This is a genomic window from Pseudooceanicola aestuariicola (genome assembly GCF_045763785.1).
Lineage (GTDB): Bacteria > Pseudomonadota > Alphaproteobacteria > Rhodobacterales > Rhodobacteraceae > Pseudooceanicola.
This window is the reverse complement of sequence record NZ_JBJGSF010000001.1, coordinates 871,751-886,667: the sequence shown is the minus strand read 5'-3', so window position 1 is coordinate 886,667 and position 14,917 is coordinate 871,751. Positions and strand designations below refer to the sequence as shown.

At 60.3% G+C, this 14,917-nt stretch carries 16 protein-coding genes; 13 read left to right on the top strand and 3 right to left on the bottom strand.

The annotated features are described in order from the left end of the window. Nucleotides 1-78: 78 nt before the first annotated feature. Together ACI3GR_RS03990 and ACI3GR_RS03985 are read right to left on the bottom strand one after the other, a co-directional pair. Nucleotides 79-294, bottom strand: a complete 216-nt coding sequence (locus tag ACI3GR_RS03990) for a DUF2842 domain-containing protein (protein WP_407492747.1) — start codon at nucleotides 292-294, stop codon at nucleotides 79-81. 88 nt (nucleotides 295-382) lie between these two features. Next, nucleotides 383-1,678: an adenylosuccinate synthase gene (locus ACI3GR_RS03985; RefSeq protein ID WP_407492746.1), complete on the bottom strand. Its 1,296-nt coding sequence runs from the start codon at nucleotides 1,676-1,678 to the stop codon at nucleotides 383-385. Between the two features lie 163 nt (nucleotides 1,679-1,841). Between ACI3GR_RS03985 and ACI3GR_RS03980 the strand changes: the two genes are divergently transcribed. The 3 genes from ACI3GR_RS03980 to pyrG all read left to right on the top strand — a co-directional run bounded on the left by ACI3GR_RS03980 (nucleotide 1,842) and on the right by pyrG (nucleotide 4,563). Continuing rightward, complete coding sequence (locus ACI3GR_RS03980) at nucleotides 1,842-2,237, top strand: DUF6524 family protein (protein WP_407492744.1); 396 nt, start codon at nucleotides 1,842-1,844, stop codon at nucleotides 2,235-2,237. A gap of 143 nt (nucleotides 2,238-2,380) precedes the next feature. Then, nucleotides 2,381-2,749, top strand: a complete 369-nt coding sequence (secG, locus tag ACI3GR_RS03975; protein WP_407492743.1) for a preprotein translocase subunit SecG — start codon at nucleotides 2,381-2,383, stop codon at nucleotides 2,747-2,749. Nucleotides 2,750-2,919: 170 nt separating this feature from the next. Beyond that, nucleotides 2,920-4,563 (top strand): CTP synthase, encoded by a 1,644-nt coding sequence (gene pyrG, locus ACI3GR_RS03970; protein WP_407492742.1) that lies wholly within the window; start codon nucleotides 2,920-2,922, stop codon nucleotides 4,561-4,563. Between the two features lie 81 nt (nucleotides 4,564-4,644). Here the strand turns inward: pyrG and ACI3GR_RS03965 are convergent, their stop codons facing one another. Beyond that, a complete protein-coding gene (locus tag ACI3GR_RS03965) occupies nucleotides 4,645-5,181 on the bottom strand; it encodes a hypothetical protein (RefSeq protein WP_407492741.1) in 537 nt (178 codons plus the stop codon). 212 nt (nucleotides 5,182-5,393) lie between these two features. Between ACI3GR_RS03965 and ACI3GR_RS03960 the strand changes: the two genes are divergently transcribed. The 10 genes from ACI3GR_RS03960 to ACI3GR_RS03915 all read left to right on the top strand — a co-directional run bounded on the left by ACI3GR_RS03960 (nucleotide 5,394) and on the right by ACI3GR_RS03915 (nucleotide 14,908). Further along, nucleotides 5,394-5,831 (top strand): tellurite resistance TerB family protein, encoded by a 438-nt coding sequence (locus tag ACI3GR_RS03960; RefSeq protein ID WP_407492740.1) that lies wholly within the window; start codon nucleotides 5,394-5,396, stop codon nucleotides 5,829-5,831. Further along, nucleotides 5,828-6,580, top strand: a complete 753-nt coding sequence (locus ACI3GR_RS03955; RefSeq protein WP_407492739.1) for a phosphate/phosphite/phosphonate ABC transporter substrate-binding protein — start codon at nucleotides 5,828-5,830, stop codon at nucleotides 6,578-6,580. Before ACI3GR_RS03960 ends, ACI3GR_RS03955 begins: the two co-directional genes overlap by 4 nt. 101 nt (nucleotides 6,581-6,681) lie before the next feature. Further along, complete coding sequence (locus ACI3GR_RS03950; protein ID WP_407492738.1) at nucleotides 6,682-7,473, top strand: ABC transporter ATP-binding protein; 792 nt, start codon at nucleotides 6,682-6,684, stop codon at nucleotides 7,471-7,473. A 144-nt stretch (nucleotides 7,474-7,617) separates the two neighbouring features. Beyond that, nucleotides 7,618-8,349, top strand: coding sequence for a transporter substrate-binding domain-containing protein (locus tag ACI3GR_RS03945; protein ID WP_407492737.1), 732 nt, complete (start codon nucleotides 7,618-7,620; stop codon nucleotides 8,347-8,349). A 40-nt stretch (nucleotides 8,350-8,389) separates the two neighbouring features. After that, nucleotides 8,390-9,265, top strand: coding sequence for an ABC transporter permease subunit (locus ACI3GR_RS03940; protein ID WP_407492736.1), 876 nt, complete (start codon nucleotides 8,390-8,392; stop codon nucleotides 9,263-9,265). Beyond that, on the top strand, nucleotides 9,262-10,101 hold the full coding sequence (locus tag ACI3GR_RS03935; RefSeq protein ID WP_407492735.1) for an ABC transporter permease: 840 nt from the start codon (nucleotides 9,262-9,264) through the stop codon (nucleotides 10,099-10,101). Before ACI3GR_RS03940 ends, ACI3GR_RS03935 begins: the two co-directional genes overlap by 4 nt. A gap of 3 nt (nucleotides 10,102-10,104) precedes the next feature. Further along, entirely contained in the window at nucleotides 10,105-11,421 is a 1,317-nt protein-coding gene (locus ACI3GR_RS03930; RefSeq protein WP_407492734.1) for a glutamine synthetase family protein, read from the top strand. A 64-nt stretch (nucleotides 11,422-11,485) separates the two neighbouring features. Then, nucleotides 11,486-12,166, top strand: a complete 681-nt coding sequence (locus tag ACI3GR_RS03925; protein ID WP_407492733.1) for a type 1 glutamine amidotransferase — start codon at nucleotides 11,486-11,488, stop codon at nucleotides 12,164-12,166. Beyond that, complete coding sequence (locus ACI3GR_RS03920; protein ID WP_407492732.1) at nucleotides 12,163-13,524, top strand: glutamine synthetase family protein; 1,362 nt, start codon at nucleotides 12,163-12,165, stop codon at nucleotides 13,522-13,524. The genes ACI3GR_RS03925 and ACI3GR_RS03920 overlap by 4 nt, the downstream gene beginning before the upstream one ends. 79 nt (nucleotides 13,525-13,603) lie before the next feature. After that, complete coding sequence (locus tag ACI3GR_RS03915) at nucleotides 13,604-14,908, top strand: NAD(P)/FAD-dependent oxidoreductase (RefSeq protein WP_407492731.1); 1,305 nt, start codon at nucleotides 13,604-13,606, stop codon at nucleotides 14,906-14,908. Nucleotides 14,909-14,917: the final 9 nt, after the last annotated feature.

Sequence of the window (14,917 nt, the reverse complement as noted above, 5' to 3'; positions counted from 1 at the left end):
AAATCGATGCCGCATCAGACCGTCAAACCGTCAGAAAGGCAAACCGATTGTCCCACCGCCCCGTGCAGGCCCGGGGTTTCAGGCGTCGGGGTCTTCTTTACCGACGCCTTTGAAAACGAATTTGAAAGGCAAAGCCCAAAGGATGCCAAGGCCGACATAGATGGCCAGTTCCAGCAGGATGGAGGGCCGTTCGAACAAACCGATCAGGCCGATAGCCAGGATGATATAAAGCGGCAACCCCACCAGCAGAATGATCAGCGACCATCTGCGCCGTGCTTTGTAACTCAGTGCCATACCGTCCTCATCCTCTTGCCAGAAATATCCCGGGGGAGCCCGCAGGACGGGGGCAGCGCCCCCTGCCCCATCGCCCCCCTCACAGGACTTAGTCCGCGAAGGGGTCCGTGACCAGAATCGTGTCTTCCCGCTCGGGGCTGGTTGACAGCAGCGCGACGGGGCATTCGATCAGCTCTTCCACGCGACGGACGTATTTGATCGCATTGGCGGGCAAGTCGGCCCAGCTGCGCGCGCCTTCGGTGGATTCGGACCAGCCGGGCATTTCTTCGTAAATCGGTTTGCAGCGCGCCTGTTGGTCCGCCGCGGTGGGCAGATAGTCCAAGCGGTCGCCGTCCAGATCGTAGCCGACGCAGATTTTCAGCGTCTCGAACCCGTCCAGCACGTCCAATTTCGTCAGGGCAATTCCGTTCACACCCGAGGTCGCGCAGGTCTGACGCAGCAGGGCCGCATCGAACCAGCCGCAGCGACGCTTGCGGCCTGTCGTCGTGCCAAACTCGTGCCCACGGGTCCCAAGGCGTTCGCCGTCTTCGTCCAGAAGCTCGGTCGGGAACGGGCCTTCGCCGACGCGGGTAGTGTAGGCTTTGACGATGCCCAGAACGAAATCCACCGCGCCCGGGCCGATCCCGGTGCCGGTTGCCGCCTGACCCGCGATCACATTGGACGACGTCACAAAGGGGTAGGTGCCGAAATCAATGTCCAGCAGCGCGCCCTGCGCGCCTTCGAACAGGATACGTTTCCCGCCCTTGCGCTTTTCATTCATCACCTTCCAGACCGGAGCGGCGTAAGGCAGGATTTGCGATGCAATTTCCTTGAGTTGCGCGACCAGCGCGGCGCGGTCGATGGGCTCGATCCCCAGACCTTTGCGCAGCGGATCGTGGTGCTGAAGCGCACGGTCTACGCGGGCTTCCAGTGTCGCTTCGTCCGCCAGATCGGCAACGCGCACGGCGCGGCGGCCGACCTTGTCTTCGTAAGCCGGGCCGATGCCACGACCAGTGGTGCCGATCTTGGTGCCTTTGGACGCGGCCTCTTCGCGGGCGCGGTCCAACTCTCCGTGGATCGGCAGGATCAGGGGGGTGTTCTCGGCGATCATCAGCGTTTCGGGCGTGATCTCAACACCCTGCTCGCGGACCGTCTCGATCTCTTTCACCAGATGCCAAGGGTCCAGCACGACACCGTTGCCGATCACCGACAGCTTGCCGCCACGAACAACGCCCGAAGGCAGCGCGTGCAGCTTATAGACCTTCCCGTCAATCACCAGCGTGTGGCCGGCGTTATGGCCGCCCTGAAAGCGCACGACCACGTCGGCGCGTTCCGACAGCCAGTCGACGATCTTGCCTTTTCCTTCGTCACCCCACTGGGCACCGACAACAACGACATTGGCCATGGATCATCCTCCGGCATTGGTCCAAACGGCGTCCTTTTAGCCAAAGCCCCGGGGGACCGAAACCCTGATTTCACGCCTGCGTCGGATTGGCCGGAAATCGGGCGGAAAAGCTGGACAGTCGCGGCGAGTTGCGGAACTCTGCCCCCGATCAAGCGGAGGGCACATGGGCTTTATCTTGCGCTGGCTGGCAGCATTGGGGCTGATTGCGGCCACCTATAATCCGACACCTTGGAATTACACGGCCTGGGTGGATCGCACCTGGCCCGATCAGATGCCTCTGGCCGTGCTTCTGGGGCTGTTGCTGTTCGTAGGCTACGTCATCTATCTGCGCGCCACCCTGCGGTCGATCGGCCCTTTCGGCATGGGGCTGGTGATCGCCGTCTTTGCCGCGCTGATCTGGGTGCTGGTGGATTTCGGGCTGATCCGTTTGGATAATCCCGGTGCCAATACCTGGCTGGCGATCTTTGCGCTGTCGCTGGTTCTGGGCATCGGCCTTAGCTGGAGCCTTGTGCGGCGCAAGCTGTCGGGTCAGGCGGATGTGGACGACGTCGACGAATAGTCATGGGCAGACAGAAGCCGCCGGACGGGGCAAAAGCCTTGCGGCCCGGACGCGAAACGCCTATCTAGCCGCGAAACCGCATATCCGCAGGTCCGCCCATCCGGGGTCATGGTCTGCGCAAGACACACAATAGGTCCGTCCACATGGAAAACGTCGTCCTTATCGTCCACCTGATTCTGGCGCTTGCGCTGATCGGCGTGGTGCTGCTTCAGCGGTCTGAGGGCGGCGGCCTTGGGATGGGCGGCGGTGGTGGCGGTGCCATGTCGGGCCGCGCCGCGGCGACCGCCTTGGGCAAGGTGACATGGTTCCTTGCGGCGGCTTTCATCGGCACCTCCATCGCGCTGACGATCATTGCGGCTGAAAAATCGGCTGACGCATCGGTTCTGGATCGTCTGGCGCCGGGCGCGTCGACCAGCGAACCGGCAGAGGACGCGCCGGCCCTGCCCGGTGGCGGGTCGCTGTTGCCGCCGTCGCCGACGACCGGTGGCGAGTTGACACCTTCGGCCGACTGATCCACCACCCCTTGAGCATGCGCCCGCAAGGTTAACATCATCTTGCGGTGCGGATGGACAATCATTCGCGAATCTGTTAGGGCTTAAACCCCGTGAGTATGCGTTGTTTCGGCAATGCATTCCGATCAGATTTGCGACAATTCGCACTTTAGTCACGGGAGCTTTCGCACATGGCGAGATACATTTTCATCACGGGCGGTGTCGTGTCGTCCCTTGGAAAAGGTCTTGCCTCGGCGGCCCTTGGCGCATTGCTGCAGGCCCGCGGATATTCGGTGCGGCTGCGCAAACTTGACCCCTATCTGAACGTCGATCCCGGCACGATGTCGCCCTTTGAACATGGCGAAGTGTTCGTGACCGACGATGGCGCGGAAACCGATCTGGACCTTGGTCACTATGAACGGTTTACGGGGGTCGCGGCGCGGATGACCGACTCGGTGTCTTCGGGCCGGATCTACTCCAACGTGTTGGAGAAAGAGCGGCGCGGCGATTATCTGGGCAAAACGATCCAAGTGATCCCGCATGTGACCAATGAAATCAAAGACTTCATCAATATCGGCGATGATGAGGTTGATTTCATGTTGTGCGAAATCGGCGGCACAGTCGGCGACATTGAAGGTCTGCCTTTCTTTGAGGCGATCCGCCAATTCAGCCAAGACAAACCGCGCGGCCAGTGTATCTTTATGCACCTGACTCTGCTGCCTTGGCTGGCGGCGAGCGGTGAGTTGAAGACCAAACCGACCCAGCACTCGGTCAAGGAACTTCGTTCGATCGGGTTGCAGCCGGACATTCTGGTATGTCGCTCCGAACAGCCGATCCCGGACAAGGAACGCGAAAAGCTGGCGCTTTTCTGTAACGTGCGCCCGGAGTCGGTGATCGCGGCCTATGATCTGAAATCGATCTACGAAGCCCCGCTGGCCTACCATCGCGAAGGGTTGGATCAGGCGGTTCTGGATGCCTTCCAGATCGCCCCTGCCCCCCGCCCTGATCTGTCGGTCTGGCAGGACGTTTACGACCGCATTCACAACACGGATGGTACGGTGAATGTCGCGGTCGTGGGCAAGTACACCCAGTTGGAAGACGCCTATAAATCGATCAAAGAGGCGCTGATCCACGGTGGCATGGCCAACCGGATCAAGGTGAATGTCGAATGGGTCGACGCGGAGGTGTTCGAAGATGAAGACGCCGCACCCCATCTGGAAGGCTATCACGCGATCCTTGTCCCCGGCGGCTTTGGCGAACGCGGGACCGAAGGCAAGATCAAGGCGGCTGAATTCGCGCGGACACGCAAGATCCCATACCTAGGCATCTGCCTTGGGATGCAGATGGCGGTGATCGAAGCGGCCCGCAATCTGGCCGGGCTGGAAACCGCCGGGTCAGAGGAGTTTGACCACGAGGCTGGCGAAAAGCGTTTTGAGCCAGTGGTTTACCACCTAAAGGAATGGATTCAGGGCAATCACTCGGTCAAGCGGAGCGTGTCGGATGACAAGGGCGGCACAATGCGGCTGGGCGCCTACAACGCCACGCTCGCCGAAGGGTCGCGGGTGGCGCAGGCCTATGGCACGACATCGATCGAAGAACGGCACCGCCATCGTTACGAAGTGGACGTGAAATACCGTGAGAAGCTCGAGGCCTGTGGTCTGCACTTTTCCGGCATGTCGCCCGATGGTCGCCTGCCCGAAATCGTCGAGGTGAAGGACCATCCTTGGTTCATCGGTGTGCAGTTCCATCCGGAGCTGAAATCCAAGCCTTTCGATCCGCACCCGCTGTTCAAAGACTTCGTGCGCGCGGCCAAAGACGTGTCGCGTCTGGTTTAAGCCGGACAGGTAAATCCGATCCCGAGGGTCCGCCTAGGCGGGCCCTTTTGCTTGATAAGATACCTTAACGACCCGGTTGGCTTAGCGCCCTGCCACGAACAGCGGTGTGAACAACCCCTGTATCAGGTTGCGCTTTTGACCGCTGCGCATCTGGTAGCTTTTGGTTTTCGGTTGCGCGGTCATCGGCGCCAGAAGCTTGCCGTTCAGAACCCAACGACCACGGCGGCCCAGGTTCTGATCTTCGTCCTGACGGCGCAGCCATTCGGACACCAGCGACGGATCTTCCATCCGGCGGGCGGCGATGGGGATGTAGAACCCGCAATTGATCCGCTGGCACAATACGTCCATGACGGCGCAATAGTCGCGCAGGTCGCGCGGATAATTGTCACGCGGCAGCAGGTTCAAACGCGACGGTTCGAAGTTAAAGAACAAGGTCAGCGCGGTGCCAAGGTCCAGTTCCTGACGCGCGGCGATCCAGCGCAGGACCGATACATCGGTTTTCAGCGGATCAATCTTGCGCACGAAAGTGCACAGCATTTCAGGCTTAAGTTTTTTCAGAATTGCGATCTGGCGGTCGGATGGCATGGCCATCCAGTCTTTATGCACGACTGCAAGCATGTGCGGGGCCTTCCCTCTTTGAGGTTATTTTTATCATTCTGGCGGTTCCACCTGAGCCTGACATTTACCAGCGATTGCGGCAAAAATTGGGCAGCGCAACCTAAGGGAGAGAAAATTTACCCTTTAGTAACCTTCTTTTCTTTTCGGTGTGATCGCAGGCATGTCATGCAGCACCCATTGGCCTCTCCGTTGCTTCTGATTATATCGGCAGAATGTTTGCAGACTTCTTAACGCGCTTGGTGCGTCCCGACCCCGCTCCGCTTACCGAACTTGATGCGCAACTTGCGCTGACGGCCCTTCTGGTCCGTGTCGCGCAAAGTGACGGGGTCTATGCCGCGTCCGAGCGCGAGGTCATTCGCCAGATCGCGCAGACCCGTTATGGGCTGGACGCGGCGGCCACGACAGACCTGTTGACCCGCGCGGAACAACTGGAAGCCGAAGCGCCGGATACCGTGCGTTTTACACGCGCCATCAAGGACAGCGTCGCCTACGAAGACCGCCTTGGCGTCATCGAAGCGCTTTGGTCAGTCGTATTGGCCGATGGGTCGCGCGATCCCGAAGAGGATGCGTTGTTGCGCTTGGCGTCGTCCCTGCTCGGCATCACCGATCAGGACAGCAACGCCGCACGGCTGCGGGTTGCACGCGGGTGATCGCGTCCTTGCCGATGTACGACCGGCCCGAGACCTCGGCGGCGCTGGATCGTTTTTGGGCGGTGATCGCGGCTAAGCTGCGCGCTGATGGCGTTGATGCACCCGATCAGCTCACCCGCGATGGTGACCTTTGGGAACACTGGGAATCACCGGACCTGCTGTTGTCGCAGACCTGCGGCCTGCCCTATCGTGCGCGTCTGCACGGGAAGGCGCAGATCGTGGCGGTTCTGGATCACGGGCTAGAAGGCTGCCCGCCCGGCCATTACGCGTCGAAGATCGTTGTTCGCAAGGCCGACGAAGACACGGCACCAGAAGCATGGCGCCAGAAACGCATGGCGTTTAACGAGCTGCGGTCGCAATCCGGTTGGGCGGCGATGCTGAACCATGCTGCGGATTTGGGGACCGATTTCGCCTCTGCCACAGAAATGGGATCGCATATCGAAGCGTCGCGCGCCGTGGCCGAAGGCCGGGCGGACATTGCCTGCATCGATGCCCAGACGTGGCGGATGATCAGCGCCTATGATCCTTGGGCCAACGACCTGCAGGTTATCGACCAGACCGTGCCTACCCCGGGTCTGCCCCTTATCACGGCGATACACCGCAATGCGGATCAGGTGGCTGCGATCCATGCTGCTGTGGTGTCTGCGGTCAAAGCGATGGCGGATGATGATCGCGCGCAGCTGAACATCCGCGATGTCGTCGATGTGCCTGCGGACGACTACCTTGCGGTGCCTACACCGCAGGCATGATCGATACGCGCCCCCCGTGGCGTGACGTAAGGCCCGCCCCAATGGTTGCATTCACGGCTAGTTTGCTTCCTAGTTAGGGCCACCTAAACGGATGGACCGCCTTGAAAAACGACCCAGTCATCGAAATCCGCAACCTTCACAAAAGCTACGGCGCACTGGAGGTGCTGAAAGGTGTCTCTTTGACCGCGCATCGGGGGGACGTCGTCTCTTTGATCGGGTCGTCGGGATCAGGGAAATCGACGCTACTGCGCTGCGCCAACCTTTTGGAGGACAGCCAGCAGGGCGATATCCTGTTCAAAGGCGAAGGCGTGCATTGGCGCGGAACGGGCATGGGGCGGCGTCCGGGCGATGCCAAACAGGTGCTGCGTATCCGCACGAATCTGTCGATGGTTTTTCAACAGTTCAACCTGTGGTCGCATATGACGATCCTGCAAAACGTGATGGAAGCGCCGGTTACCGTGCTGGGCCGGTCCAAGTCCGAGGTCGAGCCGAAGGCGCGCGAATATCTGGCCAAGGTGGGGATCGGCGACAAGGCCGACGCATGGCCTGCGCAACTGTCTGGCGGCCAACAGCAACGCGCGGCCATCGCACGTGCGCTGTGTATGGAGCCTGAGGCCCTGCTATTCGACGAACCGACCTCGGCGCTTGATCCCGAACTGGAACAGGAGGTGGTCAAGGTCATCAAGGATCTGGCTGCCGAAGGACGCACCATGATTCTGGTGACGCATGACATGCGTCTGGCGGCGGATGTGTCTGATCGAGTCGTGTTCCTTCATCAGGGGCTGATCGAAGAGGAAGGCGCGCCCGAAGCGATCTTTGGCGCGCCCAAATCCGAACGCCTGCAGCAGTTCCTGTCGGCCACCAAAACGCCAGAGCCCGCGACAGGCGTTTAATCTGCCTGTCTAATCAGCCTGACGCATCGTCAGCGGCGGATTTGCGTAAATTTGAGGCGTGTGCCTCTTGTCATAGCGCAAAAACCGTCCAAGGCTGTGCCATCACGACCGGCACAACGCCGGCATACTAACAGGGAAAACGATATGAAAACGCTTCTACTGACGAGTGCACTTGTCCTCAGCGCGGGTATGGTCATGGCGGAAAGCCACGCGAAAACCGTGCGTCTGGGGACCGAAGGTGCCTATGCGCCCTTCAACTTCATCAACGACCAAGGCGAAGTGGACGGTTTCGAGCGTGAGCTGGGCGATGAGCTGTGCAAACGCGCTGAACTGACCTGCGAATGGGTTACCAACGATTGGGATTCGATTATTCCGAACCTCGTTTCGGGCAACTACGACGTGATCATCGCGGGCATGTCCATCACTGACGAGCGTGACGAAGTGATTGATTTCACGCAGAACTACACGCCGCCGTCGAACTCGGCCTACATGGCGCTGTCTGATGACGTCGACATCATGGGTGGCGTGATCGCCGCGCAGACCGGCACGATTCAGGCCGCTCATGTGGCTGAAACCGGCGCGACGCTGGTGGAGTTTGCAACGCCCGACGAAACCATCGCGGCCGTGCAGAACGGCGAAGCGGACGCGGTCATGGCCGACCACGACTACCTGAAGCCCTTCGTCGCTGAATCGGATGGTGAGTTCACCTTCGTCGGCGATTTCGTTCCGCTTGGTGGTGGCGTCGGCATGGGCCTGCGCGAAAGCGACACGGAACTGCGCGACAAGTTCGACGCCGCGATCCAGTCCATGAAGGACGATGGCACGCTGAACCCGCTGATCATCAAATGGTTCGGCGAAGACGCCCTGACCTACTAAGACGAGCGGGCGGGGCTTTACGGCCCCGCCCCTTACCTGAATGTTCGAATACTGCGCAGATCCGAAAACGCTGGAAGGCCTTAAGTGGCTGTCGTGCTACCTGACCACAGGCAAGCACCTGCTGTTTTATAAAAGCTTCTTTTTCGTGATCGCGCTGATGCTGGTGACCGCGCCAATCGCGTTGGCGGTCGGCTTTGCAGGTGCGCTGGCCTCTCGCTCTCATGTCACACCGGTTCGCTGGATTGGGCTTGGCTACACCTCACTGGTGCGCGGCGTGCCTGACATCGCCTTTTTCCTCTTTATGCCCTTGGCGCTGGATCAGGGGCTGGAATGGCTGCGGCACAAGGCGAAATGTCCCGACTGGGAAGAACCGATCCGGCAGGGCAGCGATTTCGTCGTCTGTGCGCAGGCCAAGCTGCCTTTGTCGTCTTCTCCTCAATGGGTTCACGAATATTACGGCGTGGCTTTGGGTATGGGCGCCTTTGCCTTTGTGTTTGGGGCCTTCGCGGCCTTCGTGTTGGCCGGCGCGATGAACGCGGTACCCCGCGCGCAGATGGAAACGGCCGAGGCCTATGGCATGACACGCCGCCAAGCCACGTGGCGCATTCTGGTGCCGCAGATGTGGGTCTATGCCCTGCCCGGCCTGTCCAACCTGTGGCTGATCCTGATCAAGGCCACGCCGCTGCTGTTCCTGCTGGGCATCGAAGACGTGGTTTTCTGGGCGCGGGAATTGGGCGGTCGGAAGACCAGTGCCTATGAATACCCTCACCCTGACTGGCGGCTGTGGTATTTCCTTGTGCTGCTGGTCTTTTACCTGCTGCTGACCAAAGTGTCCGAGATTGGCTTTGCCCGCCTGACCCGCCGCCTGACGCGCGGACAGGCAACGCTGGCCGGGATGGAAGAGGCCCGCGCATGAGCTGTCTTCAAACCATTGCTGATTATGGCCTTCGGTCGATCGGGATCGGTGAACGGCTGTTGCCAAAGACCGATTTCACTCTGTGTCAGCAATTTACGCTGATCGGCTCTGGCCTGATCTGGAATATCTACTTCGCCCTCTGCGCGCTGACGCTTGGGTTTGCGATGTCCGTTTTGCTGGCCCTAGGGCGAAATTCTGCGTCCGCATGGGTGCGTAAACCGGTGGAATGGTTCATCTTCATCTTCCGCGGCTCGCCGCTGTTTATCCAATTCTTCCTGTTCTACGAGGCCTTCACGCTGTTGCCGAAAAACGGGATCGAGCTGAACCTTGGCTTTACCGTGCTGACCGCCGAAACCCGCTGGCTGACACGCGCGGCCGCAGGGGCGTTGATCGTCCTGTTCCTTAACACATCGGCCTACGCAGGGGAGATCTTCTATGGCGCCCTGAGGTCCGTCCCCAAGGGTGATCTGGAAGCCGCCGACGCCTATGGCTTTACCGGCTGGAAGAAATTCCGCCGCATCACCTTCCCGACCATGATGCGTCTTGGCTGGCCCGCCTACACGAACGAAGCGATCTTTCTGACCCATGCCACGACGCTTGTCTTTTTCTCGTCTTTCCCGGCATGGCAGCAGAAAGGCGACGCGCTGTATTACGCCAGCTATTTCGCCGACAAGACCTTCAACCCATTCATTCCTTACCCGATCTTGGCGTTCTATTTCATCCTGCTAAGCCTTCTGATTATCTTTGCCTACGGTCGGGTTTATCGGTATCTGAACCGACACCTGCCACAAGATAAGCGGCCCCGGCTGCGGGCCCGCCCCCAGATGGTGCGCTAATCCATGAGCCTCGGCCACATTCGAACCTTTCGCGTCGCGGCGTCTGATCTGAACGGTCAGATGCGCGGCAAACGCCTGCCCCGCTCGGCTTTTGACAAGCTGGCGGATGGGACGACCCGCATGCCCTTGTCCGTTCTGAACGTCGACATCTGGGGGGCGGACATCAAGAACAGCCCATTGGTGTTTGAAACCGGCGATGCGGACGGGGTCATGCTGCCCACCGAACGCGGGCCCGTGCCGATGCCTTGGCTCGACACGCCTTCGGCGCTCGTCCCGATGGAGATGTTTTATGACAACGGCGCGCCCTTTCCCGGCGATCCACGCCATGCGCTGCGCGATGTGCTGGCCCGCTACGCCCGCAACGGCTGGACCGTGCGCGCCGGGATCGAGATGGAGTTCTATCTGATCGATGACAGCGGCGCGATGCTGCAGCCGCCGCAGAACCCTCAGTCAGGCCGCCCGCTGCAGGGCAACGCGATCCTGTCGCTGCGTCAGCTGGACGCGTTCGACGGGTTCATCTCGGACGTCTATGAGGCCTGCGAGGATATGGAAATCCCCGCCCAATCCACAATTTCCGAGGCTGGTCTGGGCCAGTTCGAAATCGATCTTGATCACCGCGAAGCACTGCGCGCCGCTGATGACGCCTGGCTTTTTAAAGCGTTGATCAAGGGGATGGCACGCAAACACGGCATGGCCGGAACGTTTATGGCCAAGCCGCTGGCGGATGAGGCCGGATCGGGAATGCATGTCCATTTTTCGGTCATGGACCGCGACGGGCGCAACATCTTCGATAACGGCGGGCCCGAGGGCACACCTATGCTGGATCAGGCGGTTGCTGGCTGCCTTGAGGCGCTGCCCGGATCGACGCTGGTTTTCGCGCCGCATGGGCCGTCCTACGACCGTTTCGTGCCCGGCAGCCATGCACCCACCGGGGCGGCGTGGGCCTATGAAAACCGCACGGCCGCGCTGCGCATTCCCGGCGGGGCCCCAGCCGCCCGCCGGATCGAACATCGTGTTGCCGGGGGGGACAACAACCCCTACCTCGCGCTGGCCGCGATCCTTGGGGCCGCTCTCACCGGGATGGAGGATGGCATGATCGCCCCGCCGCCAATCACCGGAAACGCCTATGAAATGGACCTGCCGCAGTTGAAAGCCGATTGGCTGTCCGCGATCGAGGCGTTTGAAACCGATCCCATGATCGCCAAGATTTTTGAGCCCGCTCTGATCCACAATCTGACCCTGACCAAGCGGCAGGAAATGGAGCGGTTGGACGAGATCCCTTCCCAGATGCATTGGAAAACCTATCTGGAATCCGTCTAAGCCCCCCTTGTCGCGCCACGGCCTGTCTACTACCGTCTGGGCGACCCCAATCATCTGGTGATTTATGCTGATCGGCATCCTGCAATGCGGCCACTTTCCCGAGGATCTTCACGGGGAGGTCGGCGATTATGGTGAGATTTATCAACGCTTTCTGGCAGGGCGCGGGTTCGATTTCGCCGTCTACCCTGTCTGCGACAACGTCTTTCCCGACGGGGCCGAGGCCTGTGACGGCTGGCTGATCTCCGGCTCCAAACATGGGGCCTACGAAGACCACCCCTGGATCGCCAAGCTAGAAGCCCTGATCCGGGATATTCACGCCAGCAAGCGTCCGTTGGTTGGGATTTGTTTCGGCCACCAGATCATCGCGCAGGCGCTTGGCGGTAAGGTTGAGAAATTCGCGGGCGGCTGGGCCATTGGACGCAAGGATTATGGTTTCGCCGAAGGTACTTACGCGCTGAATGCTTGGCATCAGGACCAGATCGTTTCGCCGCCCCCAGAGGCCAAGCTGCTCGCTTCGTCCGACACCTGTCGCTATGCTGCGCTGGCCTACGGCGATCACGTGTTCACGCTGCAGCCGCACCCCGAATTCGGCCCGCCCGAGATGTCGGGGCTTCTGGACATCAAAGGCGTCGATGTCCTGAGCGACGAAGACATGGCCAAAGCGCACGCCGACCTTGCCATCCCCGTCGACAACCCCACCATCGCAGAACGCGTCACACAATTTTTTCAAAGGGTTCCCGCATGAGCGACGACTGGACCACGCAAATCCCCGAAGCGGCGCAGGAATACCTAACGAACCGCCGCCTGGACGAGGTCGAATGCATCATCTCTGACCTGCCGGGCATCGCCCGCGGCAAGGCGGTCCCTGCCTCCAAATTCGCGCGGCAATCCTACTTTCACCTGCCAAATTCTATTTTTTTTCAAACGATTACAGGGGATTGGGGTGAAGCCGCGGGTGAGGAAGGGTTTATTGAGCCGGATATGATCCTGCGCCCGGACTACACCACTGCAACGGCCGCGCCATGGACCGGCGACTGGACGCTGCAGGTGATCCACGATGCTTATGACCGGAAGGGCAATGCGATCCCGTTCAGCCCGCGCAACGTGCTCAAGCGCGTGTGCCAGCTTTATGCGGATCAGGGATGGAAGCCCGTCGTCGCGCCCGAAATGGAATTCTACCTCGTCGCCCGCAACATCGACCCGGCCAAGCCGATTTCGCCGATGATGGGCCGCTCGGGTCGTCCGGCCGCCGCGCGTCAGGCCTATTCGATGACCGCCGTCGACGAATTCGGGCCGGTGATCGACGACATCTATGACTTTGCCGAAGCGCAGGGGTTCGAGATCGACGGCATTACCCAAGAAGGCGGCGCCGGACAGCTAGAGATCAACCTGCGCCACGGCGATCCGGTGAAGCTGGCCGACGAAGTGTTCTACTTCAAACGCCTGATCCGCGAGGCCGCGCTGCGCCACGATTGCTTTGCCACCTTCATGGCGAAACCCATCGGGGACGAGCCGGGATCGGCCATGCACATCCACCATTCGATCCTAGATGCCGAGACTGGCAAGAATATCTTTACCGGTCCTCAGGGCGGCGAAACAGACGCATTCTACAGCTTTATCGGGGGCTTACAGCATCACCTTCCACAAGTGATCCCGCTGCTTGCACCCTATGTTAACTCTTATCGCCGCTACGTTAAGGACCATGCAGCCCCGATCAATCTGGAATGGGGGCGCGACAATCGGACCACCGGCATCCGCGTGCCCATCTCATCGCCAGAAGCGCGCCGCGTCGAAAACCGTGTGGCAGGTATGGATTGCAACCCCTATCTCGGCATCGCCGCCTCGCTGGCGGCTGGCTACCTAGGTTTGATGCGCGAAGAGCGGGCGGAAAAGCAATTCCGTGGGGATGCCTACGAAGGGGACGGCGATTTCCCCCGCACCTTGGGCGAAGCGCTGGATGCCATGACCGACGCGACGGGCATTAACGAAGTGTTGGGCGAAGAATTCTGCCGCGTCTATTCCATCGTGAAACGCACGGAATACGAAGAATTCCTTGGCGTAATCTCCCCTTGGGAACGCGAACACCTTCTGCTGAACGTTTGATGGGTTGGGGTGATTTCTTCCGTTTCTCAGCACCTTGCAAAAAGGTGTCTCCGCCACGGGCGAACGCAAGTAACCGATCATGAACCTTCTTCACGCCAACGATCGCCCGGGCCGCTATCCCGACAGCTATTACGCTGCCACGGTCGATGCCCTGCCGCCGTTTCCCGTACTCAAAGGCGCGCATAAGGCAGACGTCTGCATTGTCGGCGGGGGCTACACCGGGCTCTCCGCCGCGCTGCATGCGGCAGAGGCAGGGCTGTCAGTCATCCTGCTAGAGGCGCAACGCGTTGGCTTTGGCGCCTCAGGGCGAAACGGCGGTCAATTAGGTTCTGGCCAGCGGCAGGATCAACAAGCCTTGGAATCCATGGTGGGCCTTGACGACGCCCGGCGACTTTGGACCTTGGGGGAAGAGGCAAAGAACTTCACCAAGTCTCTGATTTCTAAACATAACATAGATGCGGAATTGCAACCTGGAATTGCCTGGACCGCTCTTGGCAAATCAGACCTCCTCCATCTGCACGATTACGCCGCGCACCTGAACGCGCGCTACGATTACCCGCATGTCGAAGTTTTAAACGACAGCGATTTCGCCCGCATCATCCCCTCGCCCGCCTACGTCGGAGGAGTGGTCGACCGCGACGGGGCGCATCTGCATCCTTTGAAATTCGCACTCGGGCTGGCCCGTGCTACGCGTGATGCGGGCGTTCAGATTTTCGAAAGATCGGAAGTGCATGATCTGGTCGAAGGTGCCACGGCGACAATCCGCACCGGCGCTGGCCATGTGACGGCGGACCACGTCATTCTGGCCTGCAACGGCTACCTAGGCACACTGCAGCGCCGTGTCGCCGCTCGCGTCATGCCAATTAACAATTACGTCATCGCGACGGAGCCTTTAGGCGATGCCGCAGCAGATGTTCTGGCCGAAGACATCGCCGTCGCCGACAGCAAGTTCGTCGTCAACTACTACCGTTTGTCGTCCGACAAGCGTCTGATTTTTGGCGGCGGCGAAAGCTATGGCTACAAATTCCCCCGCGATATCGCAGCTAAAGTGCGTAAGCCTTTGACCGATATTTACCCGCATCTGCGCGATGTACGAATTGATTACGCTTGGGGCGGAACGCTTGCTATCACCATGAAACGCATGCCTTATTTTGCTCGGCTATCTGCCAACGTCCTGTCGGCATCGGGGTACTCCGGCCATGGCGTCGGCACCGCCACCCACGCGGGCTGGCTGATGGCAAAGGCGATTCAGGGACAAGCTTCGGGCTTTGACGCGATGGCATCACTGCCGCACCTGCCTTTCCCCGGCGGCCCAGCCCTGCGCACCCCATTCCTTGCTGCGGCAATGTCTTGGTTCGCGCTGCGGGACCGGCTTGGCGTGTGATCCGCGCGG

Excerpts from the sequence above, each read along its gene's own strand:
- ACI3GR_RS03990 (WP_407492747.1), bottom strand. The coding sequence starts at position 294 with ATGGCACTGAGTTACAAAGCACGGCGCAGATGGTCGCTGATCATTCTG.
- ACI3GR_RS03985 (WP_407492746.1), bottom strand. The coding sequence starts at position 1,678 with ATGGCCAATGTCGTTGTTGTCGGTGCCCAGTGGGGTGACGAAGGAAAA.
- ACI3GR_RS03980 (WP_407492744.1), top strand. The coding sequence starts at position 1,842 with ATGGGCTTTATCTTGCGCTGGCTGGCAGCATTGGGGCTGATTGCGGCC.
- secG (WP_407492743.1), top strand. The coding sequence starts at position 2,381 with ATGGAAAACGTCGTCCTTATCGTCCACCTGATTCTGGCGCTTGCGCTG.
- pyrG (WP_407492742.1), top strand. The coding sequence starts at position 2,920 with ATGGCGAGATACATTTTCATCACGGGCGGTGTCGTGTCGTCCCTTGGA.
- ACI3GR_RS03965 (WP_407492741.1), bottom strand. The coding sequence starts at position 5,181 with ATGCTTGCAGTCGTGCATAAAGACTGGATGGCCATGCCATCCGACCGC.
- ACI3GR_RS03960 (WP_407492740.1), top strand. The coding sequence starts at position 5,394 with ATGTTTGCAGACTTCTTAACGCGCTTGGTGCGTCCCGACCCCGCTCCG.
- ACI3GR_RS03945 (WP_407492737.1), top strand. The coding sequence starts at position 7,618 with ATGAAAACGCTTCTACTGACGAGTGCACTTGTCCTCAGCGCGGGTATG.
- ACI3GR_RS03940 (WP_407492736.1), top strand. The coding sequence starts at position 8,390 with ATGTTCGAATACTGCGCAGATCCGAAAACGCTGGAAGGCCTTAAGTGG.
- ACI3GR_RS03935 (WP_407492735.1), top strand. The coding sequence starts at position 9,262 with ATGAGCTGTCTTCAAACCATTGCTGATTATGGCCTTCGGTCGATCGGG.
- ACI3GR_RS03930 (WP_407492734.1), top strand. The coding sequence starts at position 10,105 with ATGAGCCTCGGCCACATTCGAACCTTTCGCGTCGCGGCGTCTGATCTG.
- ACI3GR_RS03925 (WP_407492733.1), top strand. The coding sequence starts at position 11,486 with ATGCTGATCGGCATCCTGCAATGCGGCCACTTTCCCGAGGATCTTCAC.
- ACI3GR_RS03920 (WP_407492732.1), top strand. The coding sequence starts at position 12,163 with ATGAGCGACGACTGGACCACGCAAATCCCCGAAGCGGCGCAGGAATAC.
- ACI3GR_RS03915 (WP_407492731.1), top strand. The coding sequence starts at position 13,604 with ATGAACCTTCTTCACGCCAACGATCGCCCGGGCCGCTATCCCGACAGC.